Source organism: Microbacterium sp. NPDC087665 (genome assembly GCF_044743285.1).
Classification (GTDB): Bacteria; Actinomycetota; Actinomycetes; order Actinomycetales; family Microbacteriaceae; genus Microbacterium.
The window spans coordinates 304,723-318,946 of sequence record NZ_JBIUWD010000003.1; the positions used below are offsets into that span (position 1 = coordinate 304,723).

Here is a 14,224-nt window from a genome sequence, read left to right on the forward strand (position 1 = left end):
CACCCGGTTGACGGTGCTGCCCCGCGGCGCTAGCGGATGGGTGCCCCGCATCCGCGTCTCACCGCCGCACGCGCGCCCGTGTCTTCGTGACGCTGCCGAGCGTCGCGCGCACCGGGGTGCCGAGGTAGAGGCCGAGCGACGCACCCGAGGCGAGCCCGACGCCGATGACGGCGGCGAACACGAGCGAGCTGCCCGCTCCCACCACCGCGGTGGCGGATCCGTCGGTGTGCACCATCTCGAGCAGACCCTGGAACACCGCCACACCGGGCACGAGCGGCACGATGGCGGCGGTCGTCACGGCCACCGACGGCACGTGCAGGTTGTGGGCGATCAGCACGCCGATGAAGCTCGCGAGCAGCGCCCCGATGGCGCTCGCCGCCGCGGGGTGCAGGTGCAGGGCGATCGCGCCCGTGTAGGCCCCGATGGTGATGGCGCTGAGCAGCGCGCTCACGAGGATGATGCGGATGCCGGCGCCGTTGAAGACCGCGACGGCGACGGCGATGATGATCGCGCCCGCGAACTGGCTGGGGAGGGGGCCGAAGGGGGCGGGGTCGTCGGGAAGCTCCATCGTGAAACCGAGCACGCTGCCGAGCTCGAGACCGACGAGGATGCCGATCACCACGCCGAGGGTCTGCATCGTGAGGTCGAGGATGCGCCCGCCCGCGGTGAGCGCGAACCCGTCGATCGCGTCCTGCGCGGCGCCGACGACGGTGAGGCCGGCGAGCATGAGCACGATGCCCGAGGCGACGATGATCGACGGACGGATGCCCACGAACGGCTCGAGCCCTGCGGCGCCGAGCGCCGACACCACGACGGCGACGATCGTGGTCACGAACCCACCGGCGATCTGGCTGAAGAACAGGGGCACGCGCACACGCGCCAGCCCGGCCTGGGTGAGCGCCGCGCAGAGTGCGGCGATGAACGTGAGCCCGACGATGATCGGTGAGGCGCCGAGCATGATGCTCACGCCGACCGCGAGCAGGGCGCGGGCGACGATGACCACGGGTTGCTGGTAGCGGAAGGGCACGCGGCGGATCGCGCGGAAGGTGGTGCGCGCCGATTCCAGGTCGAGTCCGCTGCGGATGTCGGAGACGAGCGCCTGCACCCGCTGCAGCTTGGCGTGGTCGGGGGCGGTCACCCGCACCACGCGCACGAGGGTCTCGGGCCAGACCTCGCCGCTGAGGTGGAACGAGACGGTGATCGAGTTGTAGGTGACGTCGACCTGCACGCCGAGCAGGCCGTAGGCGTCGCAGACGCGGGTGATGGCGAGCGTGACCTCGTGGGCGGATGCTCCGACCGCGAACATCGCCTCACCGATACGGGTCGACAGATCGAGCACCCGCGGAACGGTGCGTTCGTCGATGACGGGCAGCGCCTCGGTGGGGGCGACGGTGGCGGGGTCGGTGTGCACGATCCTGCGCATGGAGGCGAGCAGTCGCCGGTGGGGGGTCGGGGACATGCCTCTATTCTCCCCGGCGCCGACGGTCGACACGCTCACGGCGCCCTCTAACCGGGCATCCTGCACATCGCAACCCCCTGGGCGCGACCGAATGATCGGGGGATGCTGTCACCGACGCCGCTCGACCGCGGCGAAGAAGGGATGACTCATGACTGACACCACTCCCGTGCAGCGGGTCGCAGAACTGATCAAGGACTTCCGCTTCGCGATGTTCACCACGCGCAACGCCGAGGACCGGCTCGTGGCGCATCCGCTGACCGTGCAGGAGGCCGAGTTCGACGGCGACCTCTGGTTCCTCGTCTCGCGCAGCGCGACGTTCGTCATCGACATCCGTCGCGATGACCGCGTGGGCGTCGCGCTCAGCTCGAACGACTCCTGGGTCTCGCTGTCGGGCAGGGCCGAACTCGTCGAGGACCCCGCGAAGGTCCGCGAGCTCTGGAGCCCCACGGTCGAGGCCTGGTTCACGAACGGCCCCGACGACCCCGACGTCGGACTGCTGAAGTTCTCGGCCGAGTCGGCGGAGTACTGGGACAGCCCCGGCGGCAAGATCGCCTCGATCTTCAGCTTCGTGAAGTCGAAGATCACCGGCGAGCCCCTCGACGCCGAGAACGAGAAGGTCGAACTCCCCGATCGTTGAACGTCGTCCGGCGCGGGGAAGACCCCGCGCCGGATATGGTTTCTCCATGGGAACCATTCAGTACGGCGCGGGCACCGAGCCGGTCCACATCGAGGACCGGGCGCTGGCGCACCTCAAGGTCGTCATCGCGACCAAGCTGCGCCGCAACGAGAGCTTCACGCTGTCGTGGAAGCACGCGGAGGGCGACCCGGTCGGTCGTTCGACGATCTGGCTGCACCCCTCGATCCCGCTGCGATTCACCTTCGACGATGTCGAAGCTCCGCAGTTGAACCTGAAGTGGATCGAGCAGTTGATGCACACGGCCGGGTCCACCGCCGGCATCCAACTCGTCGACGAGGTGCTCGAAACTCCGGCGGAGTGAGAAACCTGAGGGAATACGGCATCCGATCCGACGCTTACCCCTCACTGTGAGTCTTTACGAGCCCGCCGTCTTCGGCGCCCTGCAGCTGTCCAACCGTGTCGTCATGGCACCCCTCACCCGCACCCGGGCCGATGAGGCCGGCGTGCCCACCACGACGATGGTGGAGTACTACCGGCAGCGGGCGGGCCAGGGACTCATCATCTCGGAGGGCGTCTGGCCGGCGCCCGAGGGCAAGTCGTATCCCGGGCAGCCGGGCATCGTGACCCGCGCGCAGATCGCGGGATGGCGACGCGTCGCAGATGCCGTGCACGAGGCCGGCGGCACGATTGTGATGCAGCTCATGCACGGTGGCCGGGTGTCGCACCCGGCGATCTCGGGCCAGCCGCGGGTCGTCGCGCCGAGTGCTCTCGCCGCCCCCGGACAGACGCGCACCCCCGAGGGCAAAGCCGACCTGCCCGTGGCGCACGCCCTCACGCTCAACGAGATCCCGGCCGTGGTCGAGCAGTTCGCCCAGGCCGCGCGCAACGCCATCGCCGCCGGGTTCGACGGCGTCGAGGTGCACGGCGCGAACGGATACCTCGTGCACGAGTTCCTGTCGCCGGTGTCGAACATCCGCGAAGACCAGTACGGCGGGTCGCCCGAGAACCGTGCCCGTTTCGCGATCGAGGTCGCGGGTGCGGTCGCCGCGGCGGTGGGCGCCGATCGCACCGGCATCCGTCTGTCGCCGCAGCACGACATCCAGGGCGTGATCGAGTCGGACGACGCCGACGTGCTCGCCACCTACACGGCCATCGCCGAGGGTCTCGCTCCCCTCGGGCTCGCCTTCGTCGACGTGCTCAACGCGGCGCCGACGGGCGACCTCGTGCAGCACATCCGCCGCACGGCCGGTGCTCCGCTGATCATCAACTCGGGCTTCGCCGCTCCCACGAGCCGTGAGGAGGCCGAGTCGCTCGTCGCCGACGGATGGGCGGATGCCGTCGCCGCCGGGCGCCCCGTGATCGCGAACCCCGACCTCGTCGAGCGGTGGCAGCAGGGTGCCGAGCTCAACGAGCCGCGCCCGGAGCTGTTCTACGGCAGCACGGCCGAGGGGTACACCGACTACCCGTCGCTCGCGGAGGTTCGCGCCGGGGTCTGACTCCCGCGCACCTCGTTCTGTCCTCGCCGGAACACCCCGCGACCCCTCGGTCGCGGGGTGTTCTGTCTTTTTTGTGACGAATCCGTGCGCCGGCACGTCCTACCTGTGAGCGACCGAAACGCTCCCGGTCGAGACGGCACCGTCTCATCGCCGGCCATCGAGTTGAGACAAGAGGACGAGCCATGGCAAACCAGGATCAGAACACCCCCGCCACCCCCGCCGAGTCGGAGCTGGCGCAGGCCACCCCGAAGAAGGCCGCGGCGCAGGCATCCGCCTCCCGCGTCGACCGCTCGTCGGCGTTCTCCGCATCGAGCGTGCGCCCCGACGTGCACGCGGCGGGCAAGACCACCATCGCCGACGGTGTGGTCGCCAAGGTCGCCGGCATCGCCGCCCGTGAGATCCCCGGCGTCTACGCGCTCGGCGGCGGCGGAGCACGCGCCTTCGGCGCCATCCGCAACGTCGTGAACGCCACCGACCTCGCACAGGGTGTGAAGGTCGAGGTCGGCGAGACGCAGGCCGCCGCCGATCTGACCATCGTCGTCGAGTACCCGGCCCCCATCCAAGAGGTCGCCGATCGCGTCCGTGCGGCCGTCGCCGGTGCGATCACCCGCCTCGTGGGTCTCGAGGTCGTCGAGGTCAACGTCGAGGTCGACGACGTGCACGTGCCCGGCGACGACAGCGACCAGAACGAGGAGTCGCGCGTCTCATGACCCCCACCGCCACCGGCGCCCTGATCGGCGCCCTCCTCGCTCTCGCCGCCCTGCTGTTCGGGTTCTGGGGATTCCTCCTCATGGCCCTGTTCGCCGGCATCGGCGCGATCATCGGACGCATCGCGTCCGGCAAGCTCGACGTTCGCGGGCTCGCCGACGCCTTCACCGGGCGGCGTACCTCCTGATGCGCGCCGACCCGCACGTCACTGCCGGCGGCTCCCTCGCGGACGCCGCCGGCGGGACCCCCGTTCCCGGTCGCGTCGCTGTGAAAGAGCGCGTGTACCGCACGGTCACCGAGCAGGCATCCGCGACGTTGATCGGCGTGCCCCGCGGTGACGTGAAGGTCGAAGTCGCCGAGCACGCGGGCGGCCTCGTCGTCCGCATCGCCACCCCCCTCCCCGTTCCGTCGCTCGACGACTCCGCGGCGATCGCGCAGATCGTGCCGGTTCTCGAACGGGCAGGACAGCTGCAGCACGCGTTGCAGCAGCGTCTGACCGGGATCCTCGGCCGCGACGTCACCCGCATCAACCTGACCATCACCGGCGCCACCACGCCGGAAAGGAGACGAGTGCGATGAGTACTCCCGCGCTCCGCCGCGTCGTCCGTCGCGAGACCCACTCGCCGCGCACGGTCGCCGTGTTCGTCGCCGTGATCCTGCTCGTGCTCGCCCTGGCGTACATCGGGCTGGAGATCACGCTCAGCCTCGCTTCCCAGCCCGCGCTCCTGCTGGGGCCCGCGGCAGGGTGGGCCTGGCTGGTCGGTCTGCCCACCGCGCAACCGGCCGGACTCGTCATCGCCGGCAGCGTCGTGCTGGCGCTCATCGGACTCGTGTTCGTGTGGCAGGCGGTCGCCCCCGGGCGACTGCCCAAGCACGTGCTCGACGCCGGGGATCGCGCGGTCGTCGTCGACAACGGCGTTATCGCCAGCGCGCTCGCCCAGCATCTGACGGAAGAGACCGGCATCGCCCGCGAGAACATCACCGTCGGCGTCGGCCACCGCAGCGTCGACGTCACCGTGCGCCCCGGCGCCGGCATCCCGCTCGACCGGAGCGACGTGCAGGCGGCCGCCGAGGCCGAGCTCGCGACCTACCGACTGGCCCGACCCGTGCGCACCCGGGTGCGCATCGAAACCCCCACCGAAAAGGAGGGCGAGCTGTGAACAACACGAACCGTGCGCTCAACCGCATCCTGCTCCTGGTCATCGGACTCCTGTTCCTCGGACTCGGCGCAGTCGGCATCGCGATCATGGCGTGGCCCACCGCGACCGACACGTGGAAGACGGCGGGCGCGGGCGCAGAGTCCTGGCTCGACCAGGCCTTCGCCTCGACGCAGATCGCCGGCGGCCAGGCCACCTGGCTCGGGATCGCCGCCGTCGCCGCGATCGTGCTCGTGATCGTGCTGCTGATCCTCGCGCTCACCAGCGTCGCCGGTCGCCGCTCGAAGACCGTCCTGCGGTCCTCCGGTGCGCAGAACCCCCTCGGCCGCGTCACCGTGACGGAGTCGTTCGTGTCGGATGCCGTGAAGAAGTCGCTCGCCGACCGCGACGAGATCCTCACGGCGCACGTCACGGCCAACGACATCCGCCGGCACCCGGTGCTGCACGTCGCGGTCACCCCGCGCCAGAACACCGACCCGCGCCTGCTCGTCGACCACGTGGATCGACTGCTCGACAACCTCGCGACCCTGACCGGACGCGACACCGATGCCTACATCTCCCTCCACACCGGCCTGCGTGCTCGGTTGGCCCACGACCAGCGCCGACTGTCGTGAACGACCGGCGCGAACCACTTATCGACGGGTGCGCGAGCATCCGACGATGAGCCGGCGGGAGCATCCCGCCATCCCCCCATCACCACCACGAAAGGACACCGACATGGGACTCGACGACAAGATCAAGAACGCCGCTCAGGACGTCGCCGGCAAGGCGAAGGAAGCCATCGGCAACGCCACCGACAACGACAAGCTCGCAGCCGAGGGCAAGGCCGACCAGGCCAAGGCCGACGTCAAGAAGGCCGGCGAGAACGTCAAGGACGCCTTCAAGAACTGAGCGTCCGGGAGCCGGGTGGAGCGCAGACCGCGCCCACCCGGCTCTTTCGTGCGCGGGGGCGGGGCGGGGTCAGACGCAGGGTCTGCCGTAGGTCTGGAAGCGCGGCGTTCGGCGGTCTACCCTGGCAGGCATGTGCCGCAACATCGTGCCCCTGAACAACCTCGAGCCGCCGGCGACCGACGCGGAATGCCACGACGCCGCGCTGCAGTTCGTGCGCAAGATCTCCGGCGCCAACGCGCCGTCGCGGGCGAACCAGGCGGCGTTCGACGGCGCCGTCGACGAGATCGCGCTCGTCGTGCGACGACTGCTCGACGATCTCGTCACCTCGGCCCCGCCGAAGAACCGTCTGGAGCAGGCGCAGAAGCGCCAGGCGCGCTCGGCCGAGAGGTACGAGGCCATCCGGGCCTTCCAGGAGGCGAAGCGCGCGGCCCGCGCATCGGGCGACTAGGCGTGTGGACGGCGGGTTGATCGGTGCGAAATGTCTCTGAAGCGGGCTCGTAAACGACGTTTCGCACCGATCAACGCCCCGGCAACGCCGGCCGGCTGCGCGTGTCAGGCCCCGTCGAACACCGGTGTCAGGAAGCGGCGCTCGTACCGGCGGATGCACCCGGTGCGACGGGCGAGCTCGAACGCGGTCTGGCACTCGGGATCGGTCTTCGACGCCTCGCGGTATTTCTCGTACTCGGCCAGCGAGGGGAACGTGAAGAGCGCGAACGCCTCGTCGCTGTCGCCCTCGCTCGGCAGGAAGTACCCGTGGTGGGTGCCGCCGAGCCTGTTCACGAGCGTGATCCACGCCCGCCCGTACTCGGCGAACACGTCGAGCTGGTCGGCGTCGATCTCGTAGCGGAGGTGGATGGTGATCATCGGCGGTCGTTCCCTCAGGTAGCGATGTACGGGTTTTCCCGTACAGACATCATTCACTCATGCGCCTAGGCTTGCCGACCATGACTGACGCCACGGAAGCCGAAGAGGCCTCGTCGACCGTCAGTCGGCGTCGGGCTGCACCAGTCGGCGTGCCGATGACTCGCGCAGGCGCCGCAGCATCCGCGTGAAGATGAAGATCAACACGATCAGGGCGATGATCGCGACCGCGGCGTTCGAGATGAGCCCGCTCCACTCCTCGAGGATCGGCTTGATCGCGGGGCCGAAGGCGAAGCCGAGCCCGATCCAGATGCCGTTCCAGACGCCCGATCCGAGGGCGGTGAAGAACGTGAACTTCCACAGCGTCATGCGTTCGATGCCCGCGGGGATCGAGATGAACGAGCGCACCAGCGGCACGCAGCGCCCGAAGAGCACGGCGCCCGCACCCCAGCGCGCGAAGAAGGCCTCGGCCTTATCGAAGTCTTCGTAGTCGAGGAGCGGGATGCGTCCGACGACGCGTCGTGTGCGCTCGCGTCCGACGGCGGCCCCGATCGCGTACCAGATCCACGCGCCGATCAGCACGCCGCCCGTCGCCGCGGCCCACGCGCCCCAGGCGCTCATGCGGCCTTCGTAGGCGAGGAATCCGGCGACCGGGAGGATGGCCTCCGAGGGGATCGGGGGCACGAAGGTCTCGATGAGGATCGCGAGTCCGACGCCCACCTCCCCGAGCGATTCGATGAGGCTGAGCACCCAGCCGACGAATCCGTCGTACTCGGCGGGGGCGGTCTGGAGGGGCAGGCTGACGTGGCGCATCGTGTCCTCAGGAGTCGGGGATCGCGGTGGTCGGTCGGAGGGAATCGGCCCTGTGCGACGGACATGCCGCCGACGAGTCGATTCCCCCGCACCCTACCGTTCTGACCTGAGGTGATGCCGGGTGCTCACTCCATGCGGCCGAGCGAGAGCTTTCGGTGCCGGATGCTCCGTCCTAGGCTGTCGAGATGAGCGACGCACTCGACGACGGACCGTTCTTCCACGGCACGAAGGCCGACCTGCGGCCGGGTGATCTGCTCACGGCCGGGTTCTCCTCGAACTATCGCCCCGAGGTCGTGATGAACCACATCTACTTCACGGCGGTGGCCGATGGGGCCGGGCTCGCCGCCGAGCTCGCGCCCGGCGACCGCGAGCCGCGCGTGTACGAGGTCGAACCCACCGGCCCGTTCGAGAACGACCCGAACGTGACCGACAAGAAGTTCCCGGGCAACCCGACGCGCTCCTATCGCAGCGCCGCAGCGCTGCGCGTGGTGCGCGAAGTGTCCGACTGGACGCGGCTGACGCCCGAAGCGCTCGCCGCATGGCAGGAGCGCCTCGTCGCCCTGCGCGCCGACGAGCGCGGAGAGATCATCAACTGAGCCGGATGCTCGGCCCCACGTCTCAGGCGGTGCGAGCGTCGAGGCTGCGGTGGCGCAGGTTGCCCACCCAGCGCACGAGCACCGCGAGCACGAAGAACGCGAACACGAGGGCGAGGCACCACAGCGCCACTCCGCCGTATCCGCCCGACACGTTCGGGTTGAAGAACGGGTACGGGTAGAAGCCGTCGACGGCTCCGCGGGCCACCGAGAAGATCGCGTAGAACGCGGGCCAGATCATCCACCACAGCACCACCCGGAACGGGAGACGGCGGCGCGGGGCCCAGATGAGCCAGTCCAGCACGCCGGCGATGGGCACGATCATGTGCACGATGACGTTGACCCAGGGGATGAGCTCGCCCAGGTCGGTGTCGGCGAGGATCGTGTTGAACACGATGCCGACGAACGCGATGTAGACGACGATGCCGCCGCGGATCGCCACATCGGACTCGGAGGCATCTTTGCGGGCGGAGATCAGCCGCAGCGCACTCACGATGAACACGATCGAGATCATGATGTTCGACAGGTTCGTGAAGTAGCAGAAGAAGTTCAGGATGCTGTGGCCCTGGGGGATCGTCACCGCGAAGAACTGCACCGCGACCGCCGTGAGCGAGAGCGCGGCGAACACGAGCCGGAAGACGATGGCGGCAACCCGAGAATCCATGAGTTCAACTTAGCGGTGCGGGGCTCCCGGTCCCCAGATGCCGCGTCGCTCACTTCGGCTGCAGTGCCTGGGCGAACATCACGATGATGCCGCTGGGGCCGCGCAGGTACGTGAGCTTGTAGACGCCCTGGTAGTTCGCGACTCCCCGCAGGGGGAAGCATCCGTGTCGCGCCGCGATCGCGAGTGCCTCGTCGATGTCGTCGACCGAGAAGGCGACGCGGTGCATGCCGATCTCGTTCGGCAGGGTGGGCTCGGTCTCGATCGCCGCCGGGTGGATGTACTCGAAGAACTCCAGCTGGCCGTGGCCGTCGGGTGTCTGCAGCACGGCGATCTTGGCGTGGTTGCCGTCGAGGCCGACGGCGGTGTCGGCCCACTCACCGCTCACCTCGTCGCGGCCGACGACCGTGAGTCCGAGATCGGTGAAGAACGCGATGGTCGCGTCGAGGTCGCGCACAGCGATGCCGACGTTCTCGAGTGCGATGGCCATGTGTCGCATGTTACCCAGCGCGGTGCGCCCCCGATAGAGCGATCGCGTCAGCAGTGCATTGCGTCAGTGCTGCACAGGCTCAGTGCTGCACAGGCTCAGCGCTGCACCGGGTCGCCGCCGCCGTCGAGGAAGCGTTCGAGCTCGCGCCGCGTGGGAGCGGCCTCCCAGTCCCCGGGCACGAGGCAGGCCATCGCGCCGCAGGCGTTCGCGCGCCGCAGCGTGGCGTCGAGGTCGAGGCCGTCGAGTCGCGCGCTGAGGTATCCCGCCACGAAGGCATCCCCGGCGCCGACCGTGTCGACGACGTCGATCGTGAAGCCGGCCGCCTCGACCACATCGGCGTCGGCGAACACCGCCGCCCCGTCGGGACCCCGCTTGACGACCACCTCCGCGCAGCCGGCGACGCGCAGCGCGGCGGCGGCCTCGGCGGGCGACGCATCCGGATACAGCACCGCGAACTCGTCGGCGCCGCCGAACACGAGGTCTGCGCGCTCGGCGATCTCGCGCAGGATGGGTCCGGCCGAGGCAGGAGATGCCAGGGCCGACCGGTAGTTGATGTCGAAGCTCACGATGACGCCCGCGGCGGTGGCGCGATCGGCCGCGACCAGCACGGCTTCGCGGGCGGACGCCGACAGCAGCGGCGTGATGCCGGTGAGGTGCAGGATCGCGGCGCCCTCGACCCAGCCCTCCGGCAGGTCGGCGGCACTGAGCCGCGAGCCGGCGGATCCCGCGCGGTAGTAGTGCACGGCGGTGGAGGCGGCCGAAGGGCGCTCCTTCACCATGAGGCCGGTCGCGGCATCCGCATCGACGATGCCGTGCACGTCGACGCCCTCGCCACGGATCTCGCGCCGCACGCGCTCGCCGAGCGAGTCGTCGCCGACGCGACCGAGCCACGAGGCGGATGCTCCGAGCCGGCGCAGTCCGATCGCGACGTTGCTCTCGGCGCCGCCGATGCCGAACGCCAGGCTGTGCGCGTGGCGCAGCGAACCGATCTCGACCGTGCGCACGAGCGCCATGGTCTCGCCGAAGGTGACGACCGAGCCGTTCGGGCCGGTCACGCGGCGTTCCGGGCGCAGACCTCGACGAAGGCGGCGGCGCGGTCGCGCAGCGCGCCGAGGTCTCCACCGCGGAACGCATCGCCGAGCAGGGGGCCGCCGACGCTCACCGCGACGGCGCCCGCCGCGAGCCAGGCTTCGGCTTCGGCGAGGTCGACGCCGCCCGAGGGCACGGCGACGAGGTCGGGGAACGGTCCGCGCAGGTCCTTCAGGTACGCCGGGCCGACCTGGCCCGCGGGGAAGATCTTCACGGCGGATGCTCCGGCCGACCACGATGCGAACAGTTCGGTCGGCGTGAGGCCGCCCGGCACGATCGGCACACCGGCATCCGTCGCCTGCGCGACGAAGGCGGTCGACGTGATCGGCGTGACGAGGTAGCGGGCTCCCGCGTCGACCGCGCGCGCCAGGTCGACGCCGTTCGTCACGGTGCCCACGCCCAGATCGGCGACGCCGTCGTAGCGGGCGAGCAGGTCGGGCAGGTGATCGAACGTGCCCGGGGTCGTGAGCGTGAGCTCGACGCTGCGGATGCCCGCCTCGATCAGCACGTCGAGCACGGGCGCGTAGTCCTCGGCGCGCTGCGCGCGGGCGACGACGATCAGGCGGGACTCGACGGTGCGGGCGGGAAGAGCGACGCGCTCACCAGTCAGTGCCGTTTCACCAGTCAGTGCCGTCTCACCAGGCAGTGTCTTCTCACCAGTCATGGACGGTCCCGTCGAGCAGGCGGTTCACCGGCAGGTAGGCCTTGGTGTAGTCGTAGCCGGCCGCGGCATCCTCGTCGAGCTCGACACCGAGACCCGGCTTGTCGCCCGGGTGCAGGAAGCCCTTGTCGAAGGTGAACGACGTCTGGAAGACCTCGAGCGTCTGCTCGTTGTGCGGCATGTACTCCTGGATCCCGAAGTTGTGGATCGCGAGGTCGAGGTGCAGGGCAGCGGCCATGCCGACGGGCGAGATGTCGGTGGGGCCGTGGATGCCCGACTTGATGCCGTAGATCGCGGCGAAGTCGAGCAACTTCTTCATCGCGGTGATGCCGCCCGTGTGGGTGACGGCCGAGCGCACGTAGTCGATCAGGCGTTCGGTGATGAGGGTCTGGTAGTCGTAGACCGAGTTGAAGACCTCGCCGATCGCGAGGGGTGTCGTGGAGTGCTGGCGCACGAGACGCAGCGCCGACTGGTCTTCACCGGGGGTGCAGTCCTCGAGCCAGAACAGGTCGTAGGGCTCGATGTCCTTCGCGAAGCGGGCTGCTTCGATCGGCGACATGCGGTGGTGGCCGTCGTGCAGGATGCGCAGGTCGGTGCCGAAGTCCTCGCGGATGCTCGCGAACACCCCGGGCATGTGGTTCAGGTAGGTGCGGGTGTCCCACCGCTCCTCGCTGGGGCGGTCGCCCGAACGCTTGGCGGGCTCGTAGTCGTAGCGCACGCCGGGGCCGGCCGCCGAGACGCCGTAGATCTGGCCGAGTCCGGGCACGCCGGTCTGCACGCGCACGGCGGTGTAGCCGAGCTCTTCGTAGCCGGTGATCGCGTTCTTGAGCGCCGCGTAGTCGGTGCCCGAGGCGTGCGCGTAGACGCGGACGCCCTCGCGGCTGGCGCCACCGAGAAGCTGGTAGAGCGGCATCCCGGCCTTCTTGGCTTTGATGTCCCACAGCGCCATGTCGACCGCGGCGATCGCCGCCATCGTGACCGGGCCGCGGCGCCAGTACGGGCCGCGGTAGAGGTACTGCCAGGTGTCTTCGATGCGGTCCTCGTCGCGGCCGACGAGCATCGAGGCGACGTGGTCGGCGAGGTACGAGGCCACCGCGAGCTCGCGACCGTTGAGCGTGGCGTCCCCCCACCCGACGATGCCGTCGGAGGTCGTGATCTTGAGCGTGACGAAGTTGCGTCCGGGGCTGGTGATGTTGACGTCGACGAGATCGATGGTCATGTCGGGATTCCTCGTTCTGGTGGGTGCGGCCGCCGGTGGGGCGACCGCACCCGGATGGAGATGTGCGGATGGGGCCGTGTCACATGGCGGCGCGCGGATCGGTGAGATCGCGCCCCGTCCACTCGGGGGCCCAGATGGCGGCGGCGAGAGCGGATGCCGTGAAGACACCCATCAGGATCATCACCGGGACGATGCTGCCCGTGGTCGCCGAGACCCAGGCCGCGACGACGACCGGACCGACACCGGTGGCGATGATGGCGGCGATCTCGCGCACCATGGCGGTGAGCGTGTATCGGTTGCGGGCGCCGAAGATCTCGGGGATCGAGATGTTCTCCATCGACGCGAGGCCGAGCACCGAGATGTTGTGGATCAGCGCGTAGCCGACGAAGACCCAGACGAGCTCTCCGGTGTTGATCATGAGCAGCGTCGGGACGATGATCACGAGCGACAGCGACGTCATGATGATGTACATCCGGCGACGGCCGAACCGGTCACCGAGGAAGCCCATGAGCGGGATCGTGAGGAACCCGATCAGCGACGAGACGATGACGACCTCGGGGCCGACCTCCTTCGACATCGCGAGGGTGATCGTGATGAACGAGATGAGGTACGTCTGCACCATGCCCGAGTTGCCGGCCTGGCCGAAGCGCAGGAAGAACGACACGATGATCGCCTTGATCGGCTTGCGCTCGAGCGACTCGAGCGTGCGGATGTCGTTGGTCTCGGTGGCGAGCTTGACCATGTCGTCGCGCGAGAGGGCCTTGCCGTCGACGACGTCGGTGCGCTCCTCGAAGACCGGGCTCTCCTTGAGGTTGAGTCGCACCCACAGGGCGAAGAACATGATGACCGCGCTGCCGATGAACGGGATGCGCCAGCCCCACTCGATGACGTCGCTCTCGAGCATGACGGCGAGCAGGACGGCCCAGATCGCCGAGGCGAACAGGGTGCCGCAGTTCGTGCCGAGCGCGACCAGCGACGCGATGATGCCGCGACGGTTGGTCGGTGCGTACTCGGAGAGCATGACGCCCGCGCCCGAGATCTCGGCGCCGGCGCCGAAGCCCTGGGCGAGACGCAGTACGACGAGCAGGATCGGAGCCAGGATGCCGACCTGCGCGTAGGTCGGCAGGAAACCGATCAGCGTGGTCGCCGCACCCATGAGCAGGATCGTGTAGAACAGCACCTTGCGGCGGCCGACGCGGTCGCCGATGCGGGCGAACACGAACGCACCGATCGGGCGGGCGATGTAGCCGACGCCGTAGGTGGCCATCGCGAGCACGACTGCCATGGCGGGGTCGTCACCGGCGAAGAACAGCTGGCTGAAGACCAGGGCTGCCGCGAGCGAGTAGAGCTGGAAGTCCATGAACTCGAGGGCGGTGCCGAGCCAGCCGGAGACGGCGGCGCGCACGAGGTCGCCCATCGAGCGCTTGGCGGTGGGGGGCGGCGCGGGTGCGTCCACTCCGGGGATGGCGGAACTGCTCATCGGAGTACT

At 69.5% G+C, this 14,224-nt stretch carries 20 protein-coding genes; 11 read left to right on the plus strand and 9 right to left on the minus strand.

What is annotated here, in order from left to right; all coding sequences use genetic code 11:
• Positions 1–58: 58 nt before the first annotated feature.
• Positions 59–1,459, minus strand: coding sequence for a threonine/serine exporter ThrE family protein (locus ACIOSY_RS08165; RefSeq protein WP_400851824.1), 1,401 nt, complete (start codon positions 1,457–1,459; stop codon positions 59–61).
• 148 nt (positions 1,460–1,607) lie between these two features.
• On the opposite strand from ACIOSY_RS08165, the gene ACIOSY_RS08170 reads away from it, so the two are divergent.
• From ACIOSY_RS08170 to ACIOSY_RS08215, 10 genes are all read left to right on the plus strand, one after another.
• Entirely contained in the window at positions 1,608–2,096 is a 489-nt protein-coding gene (locus tag ACIOSY_RS08170; RefSeq protein ID WP_400851827.1) for a pyridoxamine 5'-phosphate oxidase family protein, read from the plus strand.
• A gap of 46 nt (positions 2,097–2,142) precedes the next feature.
• Positions 2,143–2,457 carry a hypothetical protein gene (locus tag ACIOSY_RS08175; RefSeq protein WP_400851830.1) on the plus strand — a complete coding sequence of 105 codons (315 nt, stop codon included), beginning with the start codon at positions 2,143–2,145 and terminating at the stop codon, positions 2,455–2,457.
• A gap of 46 nt (positions 2,458–2,503) precedes the next feature.
• Positions 2,504–3,592, plus strand: a complete 1,089-nt coding sequence (locus tag ACIOSY_RS08180; protein WP_400851833.1) for an alkene reductase — start codon at positions 2,504–2,506, stop codon at positions 3,590–3,592.
• Positions 3,593–3,774: 182 nt separating this feature from the next.
• A complete protein-coding gene (locus ACIOSY_RS08185; protein WP_400851836.1) occupies positions 3,775–4,302 on the plus strand; it encodes an Asp23/Gls24 family envelope stress response protein in 528 nt (175 codons plus the stop codon).
• On the plus strand, positions 4,299–4,487 hold the full coding sequence (locus tag ACIOSY_RS08190) for a DUF2273 domain-containing protein (RefSeq protein WP_400851839.1): 189 nt from the start codon (positions 4,299–4,301) through the stop codon (positions 4,485–4,487). The genes ACIOSY_RS08185 and ACIOSY_RS08190 overlap by 4 nt, the downstream gene beginning before the upstream one ends.
• Positions 4,487–4,879 carry a hypothetical protein gene (locus ACIOSY_RS08195; RefSeq protein ID WP_400851842.1) on the plus strand — a complete coding sequence of 131 codons (393 nt, stop codon included), beginning with the start codon at positions 4,487–4,489 and terminating at the stop codon, positions 4,877–4,879. The genes ACIOSY_RS08190 and ACIOSY_RS08195 overlap by 1 nt, the downstream gene beginning before the upstream one ends.
• Positions 4,876–5,460 (plus strand): DUF6286 domain-containing protein, encoded by a 585-nt coding sequence (locus ACIOSY_RS08200; RefSeq protein ID WP_400851845.1) that lies wholly within the window; start codon positions 4,876–4,878, stop codon positions 5,458–5,460. The genes ACIOSY_RS08195 and ACIOSY_RS08200 overlap by 4 nt, the downstream gene beginning before the upstream one ends.
• Entirely contained in the window at positions 5,457–6,071 is a 615-nt protein-coding gene (locus ACIOSY_RS08205) for a hypothetical protein (protein ID WP_400851848.1), read from the plus strand. Before ACIOSY_RS08200 ends, ACIOSY_RS08205 begins: the two co-directional genes overlap by 4 nt.
• A 103-nt stretch (positions 6,072–6,174) precedes the next feature.
• Positions 6,175–6,348, plus strand: a complete 174-nt coding sequence (locus ACIOSY_RS08210) for a CsbD family protein (RefSeq protein WP_400851851.1) — start codon at positions 6,175–6,177, stop codon at positions 6,346–6,348.
• A 130-nt stretch (positions 6,349–6,478) separates the two neighbouring features.
• A complete protein-coding gene (locus ACIOSY_RS08215) occupies positions 6,479–6,796 on the plus strand; it encodes a DUF2277 domain-containing protein (RefSeq protein WP_400851853.1) in 318 nt (105 codons plus the stop codon).
• A 104-nt stretch (positions 6,797–6,900) separates the two neighbouring features.
• Here ACIOSY_RS08215 and ACIOSY_RS08220 read toward each other — a convergent pair whose 3' ends face one another.
• Together ACIOSY_RS08220 and ACIOSY_RS08225 are read right to left on the minus strand one after the other, a co-directional pair.
• Positions 6,901–7,212 carry an NIPSNAP family protein gene (locus ACIOSY_RS08220; protein WP_400851856.1) on the minus strand — a complete coding sequence of 104 codons (312 nt, stop codon included), beginning with the start codon at positions 7,210–7,212 and terminating at the stop codon, positions 6,901–6,903.
• Positions 7,213–7,332: 120 nt separating this feature from the next.
• Positions 7,333–8,022 carry a DedA family protein gene (locus ACIOSY_RS08225; protein ID WP_400851859.1) on the minus strand — a complete coding sequence of 230 codons (690 nt, stop codon included), beginning with the start codon at positions 8,020–8,022 and terminating at the stop codon, positions 7,333–7,335.
• 185 nt (positions 8,023–8,207) lie between these two features.
• Between ACIOSY_RS08225 and arr the strand changes: the two genes are divergently transcribed.
• Positions 8,208–8,618 (plus strand): NAD(+)--rifampin ADP-ribosyltransferase, encoded by a 411-nt coding sequence (gene arr / locus ACIOSY_RS08230; protein ID WP_400851862.1) that lies wholly within the window; start codon positions 8,208–8,210, stop codon positions 8,616–8,618.
• 22 nt (positions 8,619–8,640) lie between these two features.
• Here arr and ACIOSY_RS08235 read toward each other — a convergent pair whose 3' ends face one another.
• From ACIOSY_RS08235 to ACIOSY_RS08260, 6 genes are all read right to left on the minus strand, one after another.
• A complete protein-coding gene (locus ACIOSY_RS08235; protein ID WP_400851865.1) occupies positions 8,641–9,279 on the minus strand; it encodes a Pr6Pr family membrane protein in 639 nt (212 codons plus the stop codon).
• Between the two features lie 49 nt (positions 9,280–9,328).
• Positions 9,329–9,766 (minus strand): VOC family protein, encoded by a 438-nt coding sequence (locus tag ACIOSY_RS08240; protein WP_400851868.1) that lies wholly within the window; start codon positions 9,764–9,766, stop codon positions 9,329–9,331.
• A gap of 95 nt (positions 9,767–9,861) precedes the next feature.
• On the minus strand, positions 9,862–10,821 hold the full coding sequence (locus ACIOSY_RS08245; protein ID WP_400851871.1) for a sugar kinase: 960 nt from the start codon (positions 10,819–10,821) through the stop codon (positions 9,862–9,864).
• Positions 10,818–11,519: a bifunctional 4-hydroxy-2-oxoglutarate aldolase/2-dehydro-3-deoxy-phosphogluconate aldolase gene (locus ACIOSY_RS08250; protein ID WP_400851874.1), complete on the minus strand. Its 702-nt coding sequence runs from the start codon at positions 11,517–11,519 to the stop codon at positions 10,818–10,820. The genes ACIOSY_RS08245 and ACIOSY_RS08250 overlap by 4 nt, the downstream gene beginning before the upstream one ends.
• Positions 11,509–12,735 carry a D-mannonate dehydratase ManD gene (manD, locus tag ACIOSY_RS08255; RefSeq protein ID WP_400851877.1) on the minus strand — a complete coding sequence of 409 codons (1,227 nt, stop codon included), beginning with the start codon at positions 12,733–12,735 and terminating at the stop codon, positions 11,509–11,511. Before manD ends, ACIOSY_RS08250 begins: the two co-directional genes overlap by 11 nt.
• 79 nt (positions 12,736–12,814) lie before the next feature.
• Positions 12,815–14,215 (minus strand): MFS transporter, encoded by a 1,401-nt coding sequence (locus tag ACIOSY_RS08260; protein WP_400851880.1) that lies wholly within the window; start codon positions 14,213–14,215, stop codon positions 12,815–12,817.
• Positions 14,216–14,224: the final 9 nt, after the last annotated feature.